Below are 20,567 nucleotides of genomic sequence, written 5' to 3'. Positions count from 1 at the left end.
TGAAGGAACGTTTAAGACTAAGACGTTGATAGGCTGGGTGTGTAAGTGCAGCGATGCATTGAGCTAACCAGTACTAATGATCCGTGAGACTTAACCTTACAACACCAAAAGTGTTTTGATTTGAGAGATGATTTTCAGCGAGTTCCGAGATTGGTTCTGGTGGTTACTGATGGTAACGGCCGAGAATGAAACAGAATTTGCCTGGCGGCCATAGCGCGGTGGTCCCACCTGATCCCATGCCGAACTCAGAAGTGAAACGCCGTAGCGCCGATGGTAGTGTGGGGTCTCCCCATGCGAGAGTAGGACACTGCCAGGCATCAATTAAACGTTATCGGTTTGACACCCGGTAATGAGCAGGATCGCCATGAGCGGTTTTGCCACATCGAAAGATGTAACGTGAAAGAACCGGTGGAGCGGTAGTTCAGTTGGTTAGAATACCTGCCTGTCACGCAGGGGGTCGCGGGTTCGAGCCCCGTCCGTTCCGCCACTAATTTGATAAGCCCTGAGTCTCTGACTCAGGGCTTTTTCATATGAAAAATTCAGAGAAATAGCCTATTTCAGCGTGATTTATGCGGTGAAAATCTATTTTGATAAATAATTGTCTGAATTGAATGCCAATATAAAGAATAATATACCCGGCAGTAGGATCCCCACCGGGTAATCTACATTCTCGTCGTTATTTAATATTCTGACGGGCGAGTTCCAACTGAATATCCTTATCCAGATTGGCCACCCAGCGATTATAGTTTGGGTGAATCTTTCCGTCTTTGGCATCCATATTACCGCTGCCAATATAGTTAATCTGATAACTATTCGTATTGTAAGTGATGCGGATGTCGGCACTGTGACCACGCAGCAAAATTTTGCCATCGATCACGCCGTCAGCGGTCGGGTTCATAATCCAGCCACGGTTCAAGCCTGCAGAGAGAATGGCCTGACGCACCTGTGCGTCACTGTGGCTACCAGTAACCTGTTGACTGACGTTTCTTACCGGGGCTGTACCTGCGCAACCACTGACCAGAACCGCAGCGAATACGCCAGTTAAAATGAATTTTAATGGTTTCATACTCTTTTCCATGAGTGATGGTGAATAAGAAATGTATTAGCCACACACCGGGTGTAGTGTATGACTCTCCCCGATTAAGATACTCCGATGAAGCATTTTCGACAAATATTGCTGGTTTTCATTACGATAATTCCTTTTTATCTCAAGTCTCATCAGGTTATGTCGATAAGTAAACCTAATCGTTTAATCGAATATTCCGTGTAAAAATAGGAATTTTGGGAATGCATTCTGAGGTTAGATATAATAAATTTACCCACGGAATTTTTCTGGCCGGTAATACCCTTTAATGGCGGGCGACATGAATATACTCAGTTGGTGGGCGATGGCTCCCGATCGTGGAACGCGTGATGCATGGCGCCAATGGGCTACGGATGACTCTCTTGCCGCTGAATATCAGGGCGTATTACCCGGCTGTTCTCATATCCCCATGATGTCGCTGCGTCGGATGAGTATCGGAACCCGTTTGGCGGTAGAAAGCGGACTGATCTTGTTGAATGACTACCAGGCGGATATGGCGATCTTTACCAGTCGTCATGGTGAACTGGAGCGGACGCACAAAATTCTTCGGCATCTGCATCAGGAACAACCCTTATCGCCAACGGATTTTGCCATGTCGGTGCACAACACGGCGGCAGGGTGGTTGACTATTATGGCGAAGAATACTTTGCCGACCACTTCATTGGCTGCCGGGGCAGACAGCTTTCAGCAGGGGATGATTGAGGCCCAGGCGCTCTTGGCCACGGGCAGTGCGGGGCGGGTATTGTTAATTGATTTCGACGGTATTGTGCCGGAGGTTTATCGACCTTTCGCGCCGGAAAATTCGGTTCCCTATGCTGTCGCCCTGTTGCTCGAAAGCGGTGGCACTCTGCATTGCCAGGCAACAACCACCGAACAGGCTAACCGCCATGAGCCACAGGGGCTGGCGTTTTTACGGGGTTGGTTGAGTGCTGATGATGAATTCACTGTACCGGGCCCACGGCACGACTGGTCCTGGAAACGCTGATGGCTACGACGATCCCTGCGGAAAATGCTCCCGAAAAATCCTCCTGGTTTAATCGCTGTTGGCGGGTGGTGGCGACGGGCTTTTGCTTTTCACTGTTTGGTTTGGGTGGTCTGTTACTGTCTGGCGTCTGGTTTAACCTGATGCGTCTGGTGGTCCGTGATCCAGCTCGCCGCAGCCGATTGACGCAGAACTCAATCCGTCACAGTTTCCGTTTCTTCCTGGCCACGACACGCTTTTTTGGCGTTCTGGATTACCATTTCGACAATGTAGAACGCTTTAGTGAGGATCGCGGTTGCCTGGTGATCGCCAATCATCCCAGCCTGCTGGACTATGTGTTGCTGGCATCTCGGATGCCGCGCTGTGACTGTATCGTCAAAGAAGCCTTGCTGAGTAATGTGTTTGTCAGCGGGGTGATCAAAGCGGCGGGGTACTTGGCAAATGCGCAGTCGGATATTCTGTTGGAACAGTGCCGACAACGCCTGGCCAGCGGAGGGACTATCCTGATATTCCCGGAGGGCACTCGTACTACGCCGGGCAAGGCGCTGACATTGCAGCGGGGGGCCGCCAATATTGCGCTACGAGGGCAGTGTGACATCCGCGTGGTGCATATTCATTGCCAGCCCCCCATGCTGACGAAACAGGGTAAATGGTATAATATCCCGGCGATAAAGCCGCAGTTCCATATCACCGTTCAGGATAAGATCGACGCCCGCGCATTTATTCATGCAAATGACGTTTCTCCCGCCCTTGCGGCAAGAAGATTAACCCAGCATTTAACTGACGCCTTACAGTCAGAACCTATAAATAATGAGAAATAGTGGAATGAATTTATTGAGCACCGAAATCAAGCAATTGATCATTGATACGCTCAATCTTGAAGGTATGACACCGGAGGAGATTGACGCTGAGGCACCGCTGTTTGGTGATGGGCTGGGCCTGGATTCCATTGATGCATTGGAATTGGGTCTGGCATTAAAGAACCGCTATGGCGTGGTGCTGTCGGCTGAAAGCCAGGATATGCGTCAACATTTTTATTCCGTGGAAACGCTGGCAAAGTTTGTTTCTGCACAGCGTAGCAAATAAGAGGTTTTCATGGATAAGCAAGAAATTTACCTGCAAATTCAGGCGCTGTTGGTCAAGCTGTTCGAGCTGGACGCGGATGACATTAAGCCTGAGTCCCGCTTATACGAAGAGCTTGAACTGGACAGCATTGATGCGGTGGATCTGGTCGTGCACCTGCAGAAAACAACCGGCAAGAAGATTAAACCGGAAATGTTCAAGTCGGTGCGCACCGTGCAAGACGTGGTTGATGCCATCGATGAGCTGCTTAAGTCAGACAGTTAAGGCCGCAGTATAAAGGTGAACACTGCCCCATGGCTGAATCCGATGTTGCGGCTGTTGCAGGTCGTGACCTGGCTGGTGCTGCTGCTTTATCCACTGGCGGTTTGGGTTGGCTTGACTCGCTGGGGAACCACTGTCCTGGCGCCGCTGTTGGTGACGGTGTTTACCTTACGCTTGCTGGTGCTGCGCGGTAAACTTCGTCAGCAAATGTGGTTAGGCAAATCCCTGGCTATTGTTGGTATCTTGCTGGCGCTGGCCAGTTGGGCGCTGAAGCAGAGCCACTGGTTGCTGTATTACCCGGTATGGGTCAACGCATTACTGCTGTCGCTGTTTGTATACTCGCTGTTTGTGCCACCCACGGTGGTTGAGCGATTGGCGCGTATAACCGAGCCGCAGCTGGATGCTGCTGGCGTGGCTTACACTCGCCGGGTGACTCAGGTTTGGTGTGGGTTCTTTATTGTTAACGGCGCGATAGCGCTGGCAACCTGCCTGTCCGGTGATATTGCACTCTGGACGCTGTATAACGGCGGCATCAGCTATCTGCTGATGGGGGCATTAATGGGTATTGAATGGACAGTCAGGAAAAGGATCAGGCGCGCCTGAGTTTGCCGATGAGCCAATGGCTCAGCCCGGAGCGTGATGATGGGCTGCTTATTGCCTGGCGTGGCGCTCAGGTGTTCTATCTCAGTCAGTTTCGCCGTGACGTTGCCGCATTGGCTGCAACGCTGGCAGGCAGGCAAGAGCGTCGTTGGGCGCTGTGTTTTGATGATAGCTATCGCTTTGCCGTTGCGTTGTTGGCATCTTTGTATGCCGCCAGGGTGCCGGTGATTTTTGGCCACCAGCGCGAAGCCATCCTCAAAGAGCAGCGGGCTGATTACGATGCGTTGCTGACCGATATGCCTCTCGATCCCGGCGTGCCGGTTTTGTCGGTATCCGAGGGTGCCAATGCGGATAGCGTACTGCCCGCCTGGCCTCAGGATCCTCGTTTTATTCTTTACACTTCCGGTTCTACCGGCCAGCCGCAGGCGGTGAATAAATCCGTCGCCTGTATGGACCATGAAAGCGAACTGCTGGCTGAAACCTGGCACGAGCCCTTGCAGGGTTGCTGCGTTATCGCGTCGGTGTCTCACCAGCATATGTATGGCCTGAGTTTTCGCCTGTTCCTGCCACTGGCTTTTGGCCTGCCGTTTGATGCGCAGTTAACGCAGTATCATGAACAGTTGATTGCCCGACACCAGGGCCGGCGTCTGGTGTTTGTCAGCAGCCCGGCGTGGCTTAAGCGTTTGGATAGCTGCCTGGCGCTGACCGAATGCGTTGAGGTATTTTCCGCCGGTGGCCCGCTATCTGGTGCCGAAGCCAAACTGTCGCAGCAGATGCTGGGCGGATTGCCGCTGGAAATTTACGGCACGACGGAAACCGGCTCACTGGCCTGGCGCAAGCAAGTTAGAGAGGACGCACTGTGGCAACTATTTGATTGCGTGACGCTAACGGTTAATGCAGACAGCAGCGCCAAGGTCGTGTCGCCACTGATCCCTGATAGCGGCGAACTGGTGTTGAGCGACATTATTCAGCTCGCCCCGGATGGCAGACACTTTCAATTAAACGGCCGCGCCGATCGTATTATCAAACTGGAAGAGAAACGCCTGTCGCTAAGCGAAATTGAGCGTCGGCTGACTTCGCTGCCGGAGATCGCCGATGCTGCGGTGTTAACGCAACAGCAAACAGGGCGCACGGTATTGGTAGCGGTGCTCGTGTTGTCCCCCTATGGCGAAACCCGCCGACAAAGCTTGTCCGAAGGGGCGTTAACTCGCGAACTGCATCAGGCGCTGCGGGGCTGGCTGGAGCCGGTGGCTCTGCCGCGCCGCTGGCGTATTATCGATGCCATTCCGCTGAATCCGCAGGGCAAGCGCGCCTATGCTGAACTACAGGAGCTGTTTTTATGATGCAACCTGAGGTGCTGCAACAGCAGGTGAGTGACGCCACCCATGCCAGCCTGCAGCTGCGTTTGCCCGCCGGGCTGTTTTGGTTTCGCGGCCATTTCCCTGAACATCCGATCCTGCCGGGGGTCACGCAGTTGAACTGGGTGATGCAGTATGCCCGGCAATTGCTGGCTATCGAGGCTGGGTTCAAAGGGATCGAAGTGATCAAATTTCAACAACCCCTGTTGCCGGAGCAAACCGTACTGTTACAGCTTGAATGGCAGCCGGCACGGCATAAACTGTTATTCAACTACCGCGTGGGTGAAACGATCGCCAGCAGCGGTAAGATCTCATTATGTCAGTGAGTGCCTCCTTCACCCCCTGTCTCGTTATCCCCTGTTTCAATCACGGGAAGATGATGGCCGCGGTACTGAGCTCGTTAGCTGGCTATGGTCTGCCATGCCTGATCGTGGACGATGGCAGCGATACCGACACCGCCGGGGAACTCCAGCGGCTGGCTGCGGAGCTACCTTGGGTCAGGTTGCTACGGCTGGAGAAAAACCAGGGGAAAGGGGCGGCGGTGATCGCCGGTCTGCAGTTGGCACAACGGCAGGGTTACAGCCACGCTTTACAGGTGGATGCCGACGGCCAGCATCAACTGAGTGATATCCCGGCCATGATCGACGAGGCGCGCGCTCATCCGGATTGTCTGATTTCCGGCCGACCCATTTACGACAGCTCGGTGCCAAAAGCTCGCCTGTATGGCCGCTATGTCACCCATATCTGGGTATGGATAGAAACCCTGTCGCTGTCGTTGAAAGACAGCATGTGTGGTTTTCGCGTTTATCCGGTGGGACCGACGCTGGCGCTAACCACGCGCCATCCGCTCGGCAAGCGCATGGATTTCGATACCGAAGTGATGGTCCGGCTGTATTGGCAGGGGGTCCCCAGTCGTTTTTTACCGACGCGGGTCACCTATCCGGCCGACGGCGTTTCTCATTTTGACGCGCTGCGCGATAATCTGCGTATCTCCTGGATGCATACCCGTTTGTTCTTTGGCATGTTGCCGCGTATTCCTCGCCTGCTGCGGCAACGCCAACGGTCGGTTAATCCACAACATTGGTCGGCGACCCAGGAACGCCATGGCCTGTGGGGCATCCGGCTGATGCTACAGATCTACCGGCTGTTTGGCCGCCGGGTATTTCAATTATTGCTGTATCCGGTGATCGGTTATTTCTGGCTGACCGGGCGTCGCCAGCGCGAGGCATCGCGCGCTTACCTGCAGCGTCTGCGGCAGTTCGCCCAGGGGCGGCAGCAACCGTTGCCTGCGCCGCTCAGCAGCTTCCATCACTTTATGCGTTTTGGCGAGGCGATGCTCGACAAGCTGGCGAGCTGGCGTGGGGAACTGAATGATATTCGGTTGGTGGATCGCGTTGGCTGTGAACGCCAGATAGCTTCCGGCAAAGGCACGCTGATCCTGGCTTCACATCTGGGGGATATCGAGTCCTGCCGTGCCCTGGGCGAGCTGGATTCAGGCGTAAAAGTGAATGCCCTGGTGTTTACCGAGCACGCCGAGCGCTTCAACCAGATGATGAAAGAAGTGAATCCGCGCGCCAATCTGAATTTGATCTCAGTGACGTCGCTGGGGCCGGAAACGGCCATGCGGCTGCAGGACAAGTTGGATGCCGGTGAATGGGTGGCGATCGTCGGCGATCGCACCTCTGCCGGTAAACATCAGCGAGGTGAGCAACCACGCGTAGTATGGAGCCGTTTTCTCGGCCAACCAGCCCCTTTCCCGCAGGGACCCTTTGTCCTGGCTGCCGCACTGCGTTGCCCGGTATTTCTGATGTTCGGTCTCAAGCAGCAGGGGCGCCTGAACGTTTATTTCGAGCCGTTTGCCGATCCGCTGTTATTACCCCGTCAGCAGCGCCAGCAGGCGTTGCAAGACGCGGTGGATAGTTATGCCGCACGGCTGGAGCACTATTGCCTGCTGGCACCGCTCGACTGGTTTAATTTTTTCGATTTTTGGCAACTGGCGGCGCAGCCGTCAGCGCAACAGGGGCCTGAGACATGAAGCTAAAAGACGATCCGCGATTCTCCGTCAGTATTGAAATCGCTATCCCTTTCCATGATACCGATGCCATGGGCGTCGTGTGGCACGGCAACTATTTCCGTTATTTTGAGATCGCGCGCGAAGCGCTGCTCAAACAGTTCAGTTACGGTTATCGGCAGATGCAGGCTTCGGGCTATGTCTGGCCGATCGTGGATACGCGAGTGAAATATATCGCGCCGGTGCTGTTTGAGCAGCGCATTATCGTTTGCGCCGAGCTGGAAGAATATGAAAACCGCCTGCGCATTGGCTACCGCATTCTGGATGCAGAGAGCGGCAAAACCACCACCCGCGGTCATACCATTCAGGTAGCGGTAGATGCTGACAGCAAAGAAATGTGTTTTGCCTCACCGCAGGTGCTGCTGGACAACATTGAGGGGGCGCAATGAAGTACGGGTTATGGGTTCTTATCGCCTTTTTCAGCCTGAGCGTCCAGGCGGTCACGTTGCCGGAATTGCAACAGCGCTTTAGCCAACAGCCGGTGTTGCGCGCCGAGTTCGAACAGCAGCGCAGCATCAGCGGCATGACGAAACCTTTGAAATCCAGCGGTGAGCTGCTGATTTCCCAGCAAAAAGGGCTTTGGTGGGCGCAACAGAAACCCTTCCCGTTGACTCTGCTGCTGGATGATAAGCGTATGGTACAAACTCTGGCAGGCCAGCCGCCGCAGGTGGTAACGGCGGACAACAATCCGCAAATGTTTCAGTTCAACCACCTGCTGACCGCGCTGTTTCACGCCGACAGCCAGGCACTGGATCAAAACTTTGCTTTGCAGTTCAGCGATTTGGGAAAAAGCCAATGGCGACTGGTGCTGATACCCAAAACCACTCCTCTCGACAAGTTGTTCAAGCGAATTACCCTCAACGGTGCGCAATTCCTGGAAACCATTGATATCGATGATATGCAAAGTGATGCCACCCATATCCGCTTCTTTAACCAGCGTACGGCACCACAGACGCTGACCGCCGAGGAGCAACAGCGTTTTGCGTCCTGAATTGCATCGGCGGTTGGCGTTTGGCTGGCTGGCGATTTGCCTGCTGTTGCTGGCGGCTTTGTGCTGGCTGTTGCCGCGCAGCCAGATCAACAGCAGCGTGTTGGCACTATTACCGAAGCAGCAACTGGTGGGCGTACCGGATGAGCTGGCCGAAGGTTTCAGCCACCGGCTCGACCGCCAACTGATGTGGCTGGTCAGCCCGCCGCCGGGAGCAGACAGCGCTGCGGTGAACTGGTGGTGGCAACAATTACGCCAGATGCCGGAACTGCAGCAGGTTGGCGGGCCAATGGATGCGCAACGTCAGCAGCAGTGGGGGCGTTTTTTCTACCAGCACCGTAATGTGTTGCTGGACGATGCCACCCGGCAACGGTTGTTGCAGGGGGCGGATGCGCAAAGCCAGTGGATCCTCGGGCAACTCTATTCTGCTTTCGCCGGTGTTAGCGGTAAGGAGCTGGCTAACGATCCGCTGATGCTGGTGCGAGCCTCGCAGCTGGCACAGCAACAAAACGGTGGCTTGCTGAGCCTGTCCAATGGCTGGTTGGTGGCGCGTGATGCACAGGGCCGCAGTTGGTATCTGCTGCACGCCGAATTAAGCACCTCTTCTTATGACATCAGCAGTGCCCGGCGCACGGTGGATAAACTTACGGTATTGCAGCAACAACTGCAGCAGCGCTGGCCGGGGGCAGAGGTGCTGAACCGCGGTACGCTGTATTACAGCAATTACGCCAGCCAACAGGCCGAACGGGATATCTCCACTATTGGCCTGGCGTCGGTGGTGGGGGTGTTTGTATTGGTGCTGTTGATGTTCCGTTCACCGCTGCCGCTGTTGTTGTGCGGGCTATCGGTGGGGATGGGCGCCTTGGCGGGCACCGTCGCCACGCTGTTGGCCTTTGGCGAAATACATTTGATGACGCTGGTGTTGAGCATCAGCATCGTCGGCATTTCGGCCGATTACACGCTTTATTTCCTGACCGAACGTATGGTGCATGGTGAACAATCGACACCGTTGGCCAGTTTACAAAAGCTGTTGCCGGCGCTGTCGATGGCCTTGCTGACCACTGTAGTGGCTTATCTGGCGCTGTTGATTGCGCCGTTCCCGGGTTTGCAGCAGTTGGCGGTGTTTGCCGCTGCCGGGCTCAGCGCCGCCTGTCTTACCGTGATTTGCTGGTATCCCCGGTTGTCGCGTCGGCTGCCGGTGCGGCCAGCTCCGGGTTTGCCGCTTATCCTGCGCTGGCTGCATGCCTGGCGACATCGTTCCTTACTGCGCTATGGGTTGCCCGCAGCGGTATTGTTGCTGGTGGTGGCCGGTTTCAGCCAGTTGAAGATCGACGACGATATTGGCCAATTGCAGGCGTTACCCACGGCGTTACAGCAACAGGAACAACGCATTGCGGCATTGACGGGTCAGCATAACGATCAGAAATGGCTGGTGGTCTACGGCGAAAATGCCGAACAGTTGTTGCAGCGCATCGAGTTGCTGCAGCCCAAGCTGGCGCAGGCAAAACGGCAGGGCGTGCTGGCGGATTATCGTCTGTTACCTCTGCCTTCACTCCAGCGCCAGCAGCAGAACGTCGCTCTGTTGCAGCGGGTGGCACCGCAGGTGATGACGCAATTACAGCAGGCGGACCTGCCCCTGAAAGCCCCTGACTTGACCGCGGAATGGGTGAAACCGGATCAGTGGCTGGGTAGCGTGGTCAGCGAGGGTTGGCGACTGCTGTGGCTGACGCTGCCCGATGGGCGCAGTGCAGCGTTGGTACCGGTCAACGGGGTGCAGAACAGCGCGGCGATGCAGGCATTGGCTGAACAGGTGCCGGGCACCGGTTGGATCGACCGTAAAACCGAATTCAGTGAACTCTTTGGCCAGTACCGGCTGTATCTTTCCTCTCTGCTGATGCTGTCAGTGGTGGCGATCGCGCTGATTTATCTGTGGCGTTTTGGCCTGCGTCATGGTCTGCGCTGCATGGTGCCGACGTTGTTGTCGCTGGGCAGCGGTATTGCGGTATTGGCGTTGAGCGGCCATACGCTGAACCTGTTCTCGCTGTTGGCGTTGGTGCTGGTATTGGGGATCGGCATTAATTATACGCTGTTCTTTACCAATCCCCGGGGGACGCCGACCACCTCGATGTTTGCCATCTTTATGGCGGTATTCACCACCCAATTGACCTTTGGCATGCTGGTGCTGAGCCATACTCAGGCCATCAGCAGTTTTGGCATTGTATTGAGCAGCGGCATCGCCGTCGCCTTTCTGTTAGCGCCGCTGACGTTAGCAACAAAAAGAAAAAGAGGAAAAGCCTGATGCGTGGCTTACGAATGATGCTGTTAACGCTGGTCGCGGTGCTGGCCGGTTGTGCCGGTTCGCAGGATCAAACCCTGCCGCAGGCGTGGCTGAAACCCGGCACTCGGGTGATATTACCCGCACCGACGCTGGCTCAGCCGTTCAGCCAGCAGCAACTGCTGACCGCCGAAGTGAAAGGGCAGCAGCATTCGATGCTGGTATTGCTCAATGCCGACGGCCAGCGCTTGCAATTAGTCGGCATGTCGCCGCTCGGTATCCGGCTGTTCAACCTGACCTACGATCGTCAGGGGATCCACACCGAACAGTTGATCAAAGTGGGCGAATTGCCGCCCGCCAGCCAGGTGTTGGCCGACATCATGCTGAGCTATTGGCCGTTGACGGACTGGCAACCTTTGCTGCCTGCCGGGTGGCGGCTGGAAGATCAACCGCAGGTGCGGCGTCTGTATGACGATCGTGGGACGATCATCAGTGAAATCCGTTATCAGCAGGGGGACGGGTGGCGTGAACCGCAGTCTATCGCCCAATCCGCTTTCCATTACCGCATCACCATTCAGAACCTGGGGAGCGAATGATGATCTACTTCTCCGCCGTAGGGATGGTGAATGCGTTGGGTAACAGTTTGCCGCAGATAGCGGAAAATCTGGCGCGGGGCGTGTCGCCCGGCATGCAGCAGCAGACGCAATGGCTGCTCGGGGGCGCGCCATCCTGGTTCGGAAATGTACAGGGCGAACTGCCTGCCATTCCTGAGCCACTCAAAAAGCATAACTCTCGCAACAACCGCCTGCTGCTGGCAGCATTGGCGCAGATCGACACGCCAGTGCGCGAGGCTATCGCCCGCTACGGTGCGGATCGTGTTGCGGTGATTATGGGCACCAGTACCTCCGGTATCCACGAAGGTGAGCTGGCGCTGCAACAGTATCAGGCGGGGCAGTGGCCGCAGGGTTATGATTATCAGCAGCAGGAGTTGGGCGATCCGGGCCTGTTTCTCAGCGCGTTTCTTGCTACCCGTGGCCCGGCTTATACCCTGTCTACCGCCTGTTCCTCCAGTGCGCGTGCCATTATCAGCGGTAAACGCCTGATTGAGGCCGGGTTGGCGGACGCGGCGATTGTTGGCGGAGCCGACAGCCTGTGCCAAATGCCTATTAACGGTTTCCACAGCCTGGAGTCACTTTCAGCGGAACGCTGTACGCCGTTCGCCACTGGGCGTAGTGGCATTAATATCGGCGAGGCGGCAGCGTTGATGTTGTTAACGCGGGAACCGGCACCGGTCGCACTGTTGGGCGTCGGTGAATCTTCCGATGCCTGGCATATGTCGGCACCGCATCCTGCCGGTGAAGGAGCCGAACGGGCCATCAGCATGGCGCTGCGGCAAGCCGGCCTGAATGCCGGGCAAGTTGGTTATATTAATCTGCACGGTACCGCCACACGGCTTAACGATCAGGTTGAAGCGCAGGTGGTCAATCGCCTGTTCGGTAGTCAGACGCCGTGCAGTTCTACCAAGCATCTTACCGGTCACACGTTGGGCGCTGCCGGAGCGGTCGAAGCGGCGTTGAGCTGGCTGCTGCTGACTCAGCCGTTGCCGCTGCCGCAGCAAGATTTCAGTCGCGTGCCGCGTGATGCCGAACTGGCACCGATAGGCCTGGTCTGCCAACCACAACTGCTGCGACAGCGTGCGATTTTGTCCAATTCGTTTGCCTTCGGCGGTAACAATGCTTGTCTGCTATTGGGAGAAGCCTGATGAATCACTATCACACTGCCGAATACTATTTGCCTCATGCATCGCCAATGGTGCTATTGGAACAGGTGCTTGAAGTAGGTGAAGAGCATGCCCGCTGTGCCGTTACGGTCAGCGCCGACGGCGTGCTGGCGCCATTTCTTGACGCGCAAGGCGCACTGCCGGGCTGGTATGGCATTGAGCTGATGGCACAGGCGATTGGCGTCTGGAGTGGCTGGCATGGCCGTCAGAGCGCTCAGCCGCCGCAGTTGGGCATGTTGCTGGGCGGACGTGCGATTCACTGCGAGTTACCGGTCTTTCCTGCCGGCAGTAAACTGTTGGTTAGCGTGCAGCAACTGTTGAAAGATGAAAAGTTAGCCAGTTTTGAGTGTGAAATCAGTATCGATAATGTGCGTATCGCACAGGGCAGGCTGAATACTTACCAGCCTGATCAACAAGAAATCATTCAATTGACGACCTTAAGGGGAGACGCATGATGCGTTCCGTTTTAGTCACCGGCGCCAGTAAAGGGATCGGTCAGGCCATCGCCTGCCGCCTGGCTGCCGATGGCTTTTTGATGGTAGTTCACTACCACAGCGATAAAACCGGGGCAGAACAGACACTGCAGCAAATTACCAACGCCGGTGGGCAAGGGCGGTTGCTTCAGTTTGATATCAGCAACCGCAACCAGTGCCGTGAGGTGCTGGAGCAGGATATTGAAACTCATGGCGCCTATTATGGCGTGGTGAACAATGCGGGTATTACCCGCGATGGTGCTTTCCCTGCGCTGAGTGAGGACGACTGGGATGGCGTGATCCATACCAATCTCGACAGCTTCTACAACGTACTGCACCCCTGCGTGATGCCGATGATTGGCCTGCGTAAGGGCGGGCGGATTATTGCGCTGTCGTCGGTTTCCGGCGTGATGGGTAACCGTGGGCAGGTCAACTACAGTGCGGCCAAGGCCGGGGTGATCGGTGCCTGCAAGGCGCTGGCAATCGAGCTGGCGAAACGCAAAATCACCGTTAACTGCATCGCGCCTGGCCTGATTGATACCGGCATGATCGACATGGAGCCGGCGGCGCTGGATGAAGCGATGCGCGTTATCCCGCTTAAACGCATGGGCTCGGCGGAAGAGGTGGCCGGGCTGGCCAGTTATCTGATGTCGGATATTGCCGGCTATGTGACGCGGCAGGTCATTTCCATTAACGGAGGAATGGTATGACGCAACGAGTGGTAGTAACCGGCATGGCCGGTGTGACGGCATTCGGTAATAACTGGGCGGATGTCTCCAGCCGGCTGAAGCAGGGCAAGAATGCGGTGCGTTACATGACGCAATGGGAAGAATATCAGGGGCTGAATACCCACCTTGGCGCACCGGTCGAGGATTTTATATTGCCGGATCACTATACCCGCAAGCGTATTCGTTCGATGGGGCGGGTTTCACTGTTGGCCACGAGGGCAACCGAACTGGCACTTGAGCAGGCTGGGCTGCTGGGTGAGGCTGTTCTGACCAACGGTGAGACCGGTATCGCTTACGGCTCATCGACCGGCAGCACCAAGCCGGTCAGCGAGTTCGCCACCATGCTAACCGAGAAGCACACCGGCAATATTACCGGTACCACCTATGTGCAGATGATGCCCCACACCGCGGCGGTGAATACCGGCCTGTTCTTTGGCCTGCGCGGCCGGGTGATCCCGACCTCCAGCGCCTGCACCTCAGGCAGTCAGGCCATTGGCTACGCCTACGAGAGCATTCGCCATGGGTATCAGACGGTGATGGTGGCGGGGGGAGCCGAAGAGCTGTGTCCTTCGGAGGCGGCGGTGTTCGACACGCTGTTCGCCACCAGCCAGCAGAACGATCACCCGGCGCTTTCGCCACGCCCGTTTGACCGTCAGCGTGACGGGTTGGTGATTGGTGAAGGGGCGGGGACGCTGATTTTGGAGTCACTGGATCATGCGCTGGCGCGCGGTGCTACCATTTACGGCGAGATTGTCGGCTTTGCCACCAACTGCGATGCCGCGCATATTACCCAGCCGCAGCAGGAAACCATGCAGATCTGTATGCAGCAGGCACTGAAGGCCTCCGGGCTGGCGATCGGTGATATTGGTTATATTAGCGCTCACGGTACGGCGACCGATCGTGGTGATATCGCAGAAAGTCAGGCAACGGCGGCGATTTTTGGCAATAGCACGCCGATCTCCTCGTTGAAAAGCTACTTTGGCCATACGCTGGGTGCTTGCGGTGCATTGGAAGCCTGGATGGCGCTGGAGATGATGCGTGAAGGCAGCTTTGCGCCGACCATCAATCTCAGTGAACCGGACAGCGCCTGCGGCTGCCTGGATTACATCATGGGCGGCTATCGCCAGATTGATACCGAATTTGTGCAGTCCAACAACTTTGCGTTTGGCGGTATCAATACCTCGCTGATCCTGCGCCGCTGGGCGTAATCTTGCCTTGCCGGGGTGCTTACTCCGGCAATTGTTGTATTTTAATCAAAAGTCTTATGCGCAATAGGGCGTTTTTGATCAACAAAACAGTTGCCATAATCCTCCCATATCGCTTCAACATCCTAATGAGAGAATAAAATTATGAGCATCCCTGCATTTGGTTTAGGTACCTTCCGTCTTCAGGATCAGGTCGTTATCGATTCGGTTAGTACCGCGCTGACACTGGGGTATCGCGTCATTGATACCGCACAGATCTATGAAAACGAAGCGGCAGTGGGCCAGGCGATCGCCGCCAGCGGTATCCCGCGTGAAGAGCTGTTCATCACCACCAAGATTTGGATCGCCAACCTGGCGAAGGGCAAGTTGATCCCAAGCCTGCAAGAGAGCCTGAGCAAACTGCAAACCAGCTATGTTGATCTGACCCTGATCCACTGGCCGTCGCCGAATGACGAAGTCTCTGTCGCGGAGTTTATGGCTGAATTGGCGGAAGCCAAAAAACTGGGCCTGACCCGCCAGATTGGCGTATCCAACTTCACTCTGGATCTGATGCAGCAGGCGATTGATGCGGTAGGCGCGGACCAGATCGCCACTAACCAGATCGAGCTGTCGCCGTATTTACAGAACCGCAAGGTGGTGGAGTTTGCCCAGCAGCACGGCATTGCCATCACCTCCTACATGACGCTGGCCTATGGCCAGGCGCTGAAGGATGAGACCATCAAGGCTATCGCGACAAGCCGCAACGCCACTCCGGCACAGGTTATCCTGGCCTGGGCGCTGCAATTGGGTTACGCGGTGATCCCATCATCGACCAAACGTGAAAACCTGGCGAGCAACCTGTTGGCGCAGCAACTGACGCTGACTGCCGAGGAAATGGCTGCAATCGCCAGCCTGGAAAACAATGGCCGTCTGGTCAGCCCGGAAGGTCTGGCACCGAACTGGGATTAATTCTTTCTCACTTATGTATCGGGGCGCCCAAACGGGCGCCTTTTTTATTACGTCAATCGCTCACTGATAAAATCGATAAAGCTGCGCAGGCGGTTGCTGACTGCGCTGTCACTGTAATACACCGCGTTAACTGGCATCGCTACCGGCAGGGTCTCTTCAACCAAAATCGGCACCAGATCGCCGCGTTGGATATCTGCGTCAATCATAAAATTCGACAGGCAGGCAATACCGTTGCCGTGCAGGCACAGGTGACGCTGGGTTTCCCCACTGTTGGTGGTCAGGCTCGGAGCAATTTCCAACTGGCGACCATCAGCGCAGGCCAGTGGCCAACGGTTGAGGCTGGGCAGATCGTTAAAACCAATGCAGCTATGCTGCTCCAGCTCTTCGACCGTTCCCGGCGTACCGTACTGTGCCAAATAGGCGGGGGAGGCCAGGACACGCCGGTAACTGGTCATCAGCTTGCGCGCCTTAAGGCTGGAGTCGGTCAACTCGCCGACGCGGATGGCGATATCTACTTTGCGCTCAATCAGATTGATAAAGTTCTCCGATGACACCAGCGACAGCGTCATTTCCGGGTAGAGCGCCCGAAACTCTGCCACCAGCGGCGTCAGTACGTGCAGCACCACCGGGGTGGCGGCATCGACGCGTAATAGCCCCTGCGGACGCTGACGGCTCTCCATCAGCGCATTTTCCGCGGCTGCCATATCACTCAACACCTTCTGCACCTGACGGAAATAGTTCTCCCCTTCCTGCGTCAGACTGATCTGGCGTGTAGTGCGGTTAAGCAACGTCACGCCCAGCTTGGTTTCCAGTTTCTTGACCGTACGGCTGACTACCGAGTTGGCCTGGTCCAATTGTTCTGCTGCCCGGCTGAAACTGCCGCTTTCTACCACGGTGACGAAGGTGATGAGTTCATCGGAGTTCGCTTTCACTGTTGCTCCTTTGGCAAAATTAATTTGATATTTTGAGCATTTTTATCATTTAAGCATGGGCCGATAATAGCCGCCATCAACCTGAACGCTATTTGGAGTAAAAAAGATGCCTCTCGCATTACTTGCATTGACCATCAGTGCCTTTGCTATCGGTACGACGGAATTTGTGATTGTCGGACTGATCCCGACGATTGCAGAGCAGTTAGGGGTAACTGTGCCGTCCGCCGGGCTGCTGGTGACCATTTATGCTATCGGCGTGGCCATTGGCGCGCCGGTGCTGACGGCGTTAACCGGCCGTGTACCGCGCAAGCTGCTGCTGATCAGCCTGATGGTGCTGTTCACCCTTGGTAACCTGTTGGCCTGGCAGTCGCCAGGCTATGAGTCGCTGGTGATAGCTCGTTTGCTGACCGGTCTGGCACATGGGGTGTTCTTCTCAATCGGTTCTACCATTGCTACCAGCCTGGTCGCGAAAGAGAAAGCCGCCTCGGCGATTGCCATCATGTTTGGTGGCCTGACCGTGGCGCTGGTGACTGGGGTGCCCTTGGGGACCTTTATCGGCCAGCACTTTGGCTGGCGTGAAACCTTCCTGGCAGTATCACTGATTGGCGTAATAGCCACCGTGGCCAGCGCTATTTTGGTGCCAAACAACATTAAAAATCAGGCCAGTGCCAGCATTAAGGACCAGTTAAAAGTGCTGACGCATCCTCGCCTGTTGCTGATTTACGCCATTACTGCACTGGGTTACGGTGGTGTGTTCACTACCTTCACCTTCCTGGCGCCGATGATGCAGGAACTGGCGGGCTTCTCCGCTCCGGCAGTCAGTTGGATCCTGCTGGCCTACGGTATTGCGGTGGCGATAGGTAACATCTGGGGTGGCAAACTGGCGGATCGTCACGGTGCCGTGCGTGCATTGAGCTTTATTTTCGCCGCTCTGGCCGTTCTGTTGCTGGTATTCCAGTTCACTGCCAGCCACAGCATTGCCGCGTTGTTGACGGTGATCGTCATGGGGGTGTTTGCCTTTGGTAACGTTCCGGGTCTGCAGGTGTATGTGGTACAAAAAGCCGAGCAGTACACGCCAAATGCGGTGGATGTGGCTTCCGGCCTGAACATTGCGGCCTTTAACGTGGGTATTGCCCTTGGCTCAGTGATCGGTGGCCAAACCGTGGCGACCTTGGGTCTGGCGCAAACGCCGTGGATAGGTGCGTTGATTGTGCTGGTGGCGCTGTTACTGGTGGCGGTCAGCGGCCGGCTGGATAAGAAGTACCGGCAGCAATTGGCCTGAACCTCATCGTTTTTTCTTCACTGGCCCGCATTTTGCGGGCCTTTTCGCATTTATGACACGCCGCCGCTAACCTTTACACACATATACTGTCAGAAGATTGAAATCCCTGTATCACGCCCCTATAACTGAAAGGGTATAACCCCTAAAAGCCATGCCGTCAGCCGAGGGCAGGCGTATAATCAATTCATTGTTGGCGGGAATGTCACCGCCAGTTTCATCCTAATGGGAAATAGGCGAATAGCGTGCCGAAACGAACTTATGCAATGAGGTATGTTGCAGGCCAGCCAGTTGAGCGAATTTTCCCTGGCGCCATCGACCAAGCGCTGCCGCCAGGGGCTGCATTGCCCACGTCCGGCGCGTTACGGGTCATGGTGTGGAATATCTTTAAACAGCAGCGGGCCGACTGGCTTTCGGTGCTGAAAAGCTATGGTAAGGATGCGCAACTGGTGCTGTTGCAGGAAGCGCAAACCACACCTGAACTGGTGAGCTTTGCTACGTCAAACTACCTGGCAGCCGATCAGGTGCCGGCATTTGTGTTGCCGCAGCATCCTTCCGGCGTAATGACGCTGGCGGCGGCGCATCCGGTCTATTGTTGTCCGCTACGTGAACGTGAACCTTTGCTGCGATTGGCCAAGTCGGCGTTGATCACCGTCTACCCGTTGTTTAACGGCCAGTTATTGATGGTAGTTAATATTCATGCGGTGAATTTCAGCCTGGGCGTGGACGTTTACAGTAAGCAACTGGGGCCAATTGGTGAGCAGATTGCCCATCACCATGGGCCGGTGATCATGGCCGGGGATTTTAATGCCTGGAGCCGTAAACGAATTAATGCGCTTTATCAGTTCGCCAGTGATATGGCGCTGCGTGAGGTGAATTTCACCGATGATCACCGTCGCAAGGCTTTTGGTCGCCCACTGGATTTTGTGTTTTATCGCAACATGGGGGTGGCAGAGGCTTCGGTCCTGGTGACCAGCGCGTCGGATCATAATCCACTGCTGGTGGAGTTTCATCCAGAGGCCGACAAACCGCACTGGTAATGTTCACCCCCGTATTCAGTACGGATCACCGACAATAAAAAAGCACCCCGAGGGGTGCTTTTTTTGTGCCGAAAATTTAGGTATCCGGCGACGTTTTATCGCTGACAAACAAGGTCAATTTCAGACCCGGTTGCAGGCTGCTGTTAGCCTTGGCAAGCGTTGAGTTCCAACGCATCACGTCGTTAATATCGACGCCGTGACGACGTGCAATACTGGCAAGCGAATCACCTTTACGAACCTGATAGGTGATACTGCTGTTACTGCCGGTGTTGCTGGCCACTTGCAGGGTTTGCCCAACTTTCAGCGTGCTCTTGGCACGTAAATTGTTCCAACTCTGCAAATCGCTGGACTTGATATTCAACCGCTTGGCAATGCCCGATACCGTATCGCCGGAGCGCACTTTATACGAGCTGCCACCAGTCAAACCGCTGTTCTTCGCCAACTGGGTGGTTGGTTGAGTCACTGCGATCTGGCCATCGGCCAACGAGTCTTTCAGCTGATCGGCATGACCTTTGGGAACCATAATATAATGGGGCCCGTTGGGTGCCGTAACGCCTTTTTTGTAGCCTGGGTTGTAAGCTTTCATCTTGGTCAGTGAAAGCCCAGCCATCTCAGCCGCCTGAGTTAACTGTATTTGCTGCCCAACATCAATACGCGCCAGTGCACGGGTGTTATCAGTCTTAGGCAGATTGATACCGTACTTCTTGCTGTTTTTAATGATGTCGCTCAGCGCCAGCATTTTCGGGACATAAATTGACGTTTCACGTGGAAGCGACAATGCCCAGAAATTGGTTGGCTTACCCTGGCGTTTATTCGCCTTAACCGCCTGCATGACACGGCCTTCACCACTGTTATAAGCAGCAATGGTCAGTAACCAGTCACCCTTAAACATGCGGTTCAAATACTGCATCATATCAAGCGCAGCAGTTGTCGAGGCCACGACATCGCGTCGCCCGTCATACCACTGATTGTTTTTCAAACCATAATTCCGACCCGTTTGCGGCACGATTTGCCATAGCCCTGCGGCGTTGGCACTTGACGTGGCGTGGGGGTCAAAAGCGCTCTCCACTATGGGTAGCAGTACCAGTTCCATCGGCATATTGCGTTTCTTAATCTGCCCGACTATCCAGTACATGTACGGCTCTGCCCGTAATGTTACATCGTGGAGATAGCTCTTACTTTTTAGGTACTTTCTTTTTTGATCACGGATCCGGGAATTTTCCGGAACCTCCATCTTCAGCTCGTCGCTAATGAAGTTCCACAGGTTCTGTTGCGCGGCACCACTATTGTTATCTAGCCACCGCGCCGAGCTCGCTCGACCATTCGCTGTGTACTCTCCTGCTTCACCTTCTTGACCTGCCGAAGACAAACTCTGTGCATGCTGTTCTGGGGCCGGTGCGTCCTGCCTGGACGACTGGCACCCCACTAGCAAGACTGAGGCGAGAAATATCGCTTTAGCCTTCATGTGTGTGTCAATATA

At 55.4% G+C, this 20,567-nt stretch carries 22 protein-coding genes, 1 tRNA gene and 2 rRNA genes; 22 read left to right on the top strand and 3 right to left on the bottom strand.

Annotated features, from left to right (window positions below):
* From F8R23_RS13460 to F8R23_RS13450, 3 genes are all read left to right on the top strand, one after another.
* Window positions 1-98: ribosomal RNA gene (locus F8R23_RS13460) — 23S ribosomal RNA — on the top strand; the annotation flags it as partial.
* 102 nt (window positions 99-200) lie between these two features.
* A 5S ribosomal RNA gene (gene rrf, locus F8R23_RS13455) occupies window positions 201-316 on the top strand.
* Window positions 317-410: 94 nt separating this feature from the next.
* Window positions 411-487: transfer RNA gene (locus F8R23_RS13450), tRNA-Asp, on the top strand.
* Window positions 488-676: 189 nt separating this feature from the next.
* Here the strand turns inward: F8R23_RS13450 and F8R23_RS13445 are convergent.
* Entirely contained in the window at window positions 677-1,066 is a 390-nt protein-coding gene (locus F8R23_RS13445; protein WP_112347844.1) for a hypothetical protein, read from the bottom strand.
* A gap of 286 nt (window positions 1,067-1,352) precedes the next feature.
* On the opposite strand from F8R23_RS13445, the gene F8R23_RS13440 reads away from it, so the two are divergent.
* From F8R23_RS13440 to dkgB, 17 genes are all read left to right on the top strand, one after another.
* Entirely contained in the window at window positions 1,353-2,069 is a 717-nt protein-coding gene (locus F8R23_RS13440; RefSeq protein WP_129936097.1) for a beta-ketoacyl synthase chain length factor, read from the top strand.
* Complete coding sequence (locus F8R23_RS13435; protein ID WP_129939077.1) at window positions 2,069-2,887, top strand: lysophospholipid acyltransferase family protein; 819 nt, start codon at window positions 2,069-2,071, stop codon at window positions 2,885-2,887. Before F8R23_RS13440 ends, F8R23_RS13435 begins: the two co-directional genes overlap by 1 nt.
* A gap of 4 nt (window positions 2,888-2,891) precedes the next feature.
* On the top strand, window positions 2,892-3,152 hold the full coding sequence (locus F8R23_RS13430) for a phosphopantetheine-binding protein (RefSeq protein ID WP_017891685.1): 261 nt from the start codon (window positions 2,892-2,894) through the stop codon (window positions 3,150-3,152).
* Window positions 3,153-3,161: 9 nt separating this feature from the next.
* Entirely contained in the window at window positions 3,162-3,413 is a 252-nt protein-coding gene (locus F8R23_RS13425; RefSeq protein WP_012005336.1) for an acyl carrier protein, read from the top strand.
* 42 nt (window positions 3,414-3,455) lie between these two features.
* Window positions 3,456-4,013, top strand: coding sequence for a COG4648 family protein (locus tag F8R23_RS13420; protein WP_198642211.1), 558 nt, complete (start codon window positions 3,456-3,458; stop codon window positions 4,011-4,013).
* Window positions 3,980-5,353 (top strand): AMP-binding protein, encoded by a 1,374-nt coding sequence (locus F8R23_RS13415; protein WP_129936094.1) that lies wholly within the window; start codon window positions 3,980-3,982, stop codon window positions 5,351-5,353. The genes F8R23_RS13420 and F8R23_RS13415 overlap by 34 nt, the downstream gene beginning before the upstream one ends.
* Window positions 5,350-5,694 carry a 3-hydroxyacyl-ACP dehydratase FabZ family protein gene (locus tag F8R23_RS13410; RefSeq protein ID WP_129936093.1) on the top strand — a complete coding sequence of 115 codons (345 nt, stop codon included), beginning with the start codon at window positions 5,350-5,352 and terminating at the stop codon, window positions 5,692-5,694. The genes F8R23_RS13415 and F8R23_RS13410 overlap by 4 nt, the downstream gene beginning before the upstream one ends.
* Window positions 5,685-7,403, top strand: a complete 1,719-nt coding sequence (locus F8R23_RS13405) for a glycosyltransferase family 2 protein (RefSeq protein WP_129936092.1) — start codon at window positions 5,685-5,687, stop codon at window positions 7,401-7,403. The genes F8R23_RS13410 and F8R23_RS13405 overlap by 10 nt, the downstream gene beginning before the upstream one ends.
* Window positions 7,400-7,828 carry an acyl-CoA thioesterase gene (locus F8R23_RS13400; RefSeq protein ID WP_099064977.1) on the top strand — a complete coding sequence of 143 codons (429 nt, stop codon included), beginning with the start codon at window positions 7,400-7,402 and terminating at the stop codon, window positions 7,826-7,828. Before F8R23_RS13405 ends, F8R23_RS13400 begins: the two co-directional genes overlap by 4 nt.
* Window positions 7,825-8,430, top strand: coding sequence for a LolA family protein (locus F8R23_RS13395; protein ID WP_129939074.1), 606 nt, complete (start codon window positions 7,825-7,827; stop codon window positions 8,428-8,430). The genes F8R23_RS13400 and F8R23_RS13395 overlap by 4 nt, the downstream gene beginning before the upstream one ends.
* Window positions 8,420-10,726: an MMPL family transporter gene (locus tag F8R23_RS13390; protein ID WP_151415709.1), complete on the top strand. Its 2,307-nt coding sequence runs from the start codon at window positions 8,420-8,422 to the stop codon at window positions 10,724-10,726. Before F8R23_RS13395 ends, F8R23_RS13390 begins: the two co-directional genes overlap by 11 nt.
* Window positions 10,726-11,298, top strand: a complete 573-nt coding sequence (locus F8R23_RS13385; protein WP_129936090.1) for a DUF3261 domain-containing protein — start codon at window positions 10,726-10,728, stop codon at window positions 11,296-11,298. Before F8R23_RS13390 ends, F8R23_RS13385 begins: the two co-directional genes overlap by 1 nt.
* Window positions 11,298-12,464 (top strand): beta-ketoacyl-[acyl-carrier-protein] synthase family protein, encoded by a 1,167-nt coding sequence (locus F8R23_RS13380; RefSeq protein WP_129939078.1) that lies wholly within the window; start codon window positions 11,298-11,300, stop codon window positions 12,462-12,464. The genes F8R23_RS13385 and F8R23_RS13380 overlap by 1 nt, the downstream gene beginning before the upstream one ends.
* Complete coding sequence (locus tag F8R23_RS13375) at window positions 12,464-12,937, top strand: hotdog family protein (protein WP_085115287.1); 474 nt, start codon at window positions 12,464-12,466, stop codon at window positions 12,935-12,937. The genes F8R23_RS13380 and F8R23_RS13375 overlap by 1 nt, the downstream gene beginning before the upstream one ends.
* A complete protein-coding gene (locus F8R23_RS13370) occupies window positions 12,934-13,665 on the top strand; it encodes a 3-ketoacyl-ACP reductase FabG2 (protein WP_129936089.1) in 732 nt (243 codons plus the stop codon). Before F8R23_RS13375 ends, F8R23_RS13370 begins: the two co-directional genes overlap by 4 nt.
* Window positions 13,662-14,891 (top strand): beta-ketoacyl-ACP synthase, encoded by a 1,230-nt coding sequence (locus F8R23_RS13365; RefSeq protein WP_129936088.1) that lies wholly within the window; start codon window positions 13,662-13,664, stop codon window positions 14,889-14,891. Before F8R23_RS13370 ends, F8R23_RS13365 begins: the two co-directional genes overlap by 4 nt.
* Before the next feature lie 141 nt (window positions 14,892-15,032).
* Window positions 15,033-15,836 carry a 2,5-didehydrogluconate reductase DkgB gene (dkgB, locus tag F8R23_RS13360; RefSeq protein ID WP_129936087.1) on the top strand — a complete coding sequence of 268 codons (804 nt, stop codon included), beginning with the start codon at window positions 15,033-15,035 and terminating at the stop codon, window positions 15,834-15,836.
* A 47-nt stretch (window positions 15,837-15,883) separates the two neighbouring features.
* Here the strand turns inward: dkgB and yafC are convergent, their stop codons facing one another.
* Window positions 15,884-16,768, bottom strand: coding sequence for a DNA-binding transcriptional regulator YafC (gene yafC / locus F8R23_RS13355; RefSeq protein WP_129939071.1), 885 nt, complete (start codon window positions 16,766-16,768; stop codon window positions 15,884-15,886).
* Window positions 16,769-16,874: 106 nt separating this feature from the next.
* Between yafC and F8R23_RS13350 the strand changes: the two genes are divergently transcribed.
* Together F8R23_RS13350 and F8R23_RS13345 are read left to right on the top strand one after the other, a co-directional pair.
* Window positions 16,875-18,050, top strand: a complete 1,176-nt coding sequence (locus F8R23_RS13350) for an MFS transporter (protein ID WP_129936085.1) — start codon at window positions 16,875-16,877, stop codon at window positions 18,048-18,050.
* A gap of 242 nt (window positions 18,051-18,292) precedes the next feature.
* Window positions 18,293-19,087, top strand: a complete 795-nt coding sequence (locus F8R23_RS13345) for an endonuclease/exonuclease/phosphatase family protein (protein WP_099064967.1) — start codon at window positions 18,293-18,295, stop codon at window positions 19,085-19,087.
* 76 nt (window positions 19,088-19,163) lie between these two features.
* Here F8R23_RS13345 and mltD read toward each other — a convergent pair whose 3' ends face one another.
* On the bottom strand, window positions 19,164-20,552 hold the full coding sequence (gene mltD / locus F8R23_RS13340; protein WP_176979060.1) for a murein transglycosylase D: 1,389 nt from the start codon (window positions 20,550-20,552) through the stop codon (window positions 19,164-19,166).
* Between the last annotated feature and the right edge of the window lie 15 nt (window positions 20,553-20,567).

The organism is Serratia proteamaculans, assembly GCF_008830365.1.
GTDB classification, from domain to species: Bacteria; Pseudomonadota; Gammaproteobacteria; order Enterobacterales; family Enterobacteriaceae; genus Serratia; species Serratia proteamaculans.
This window is presented reverse-complemented; position numbering and strand designations above follow the sequence as displayed.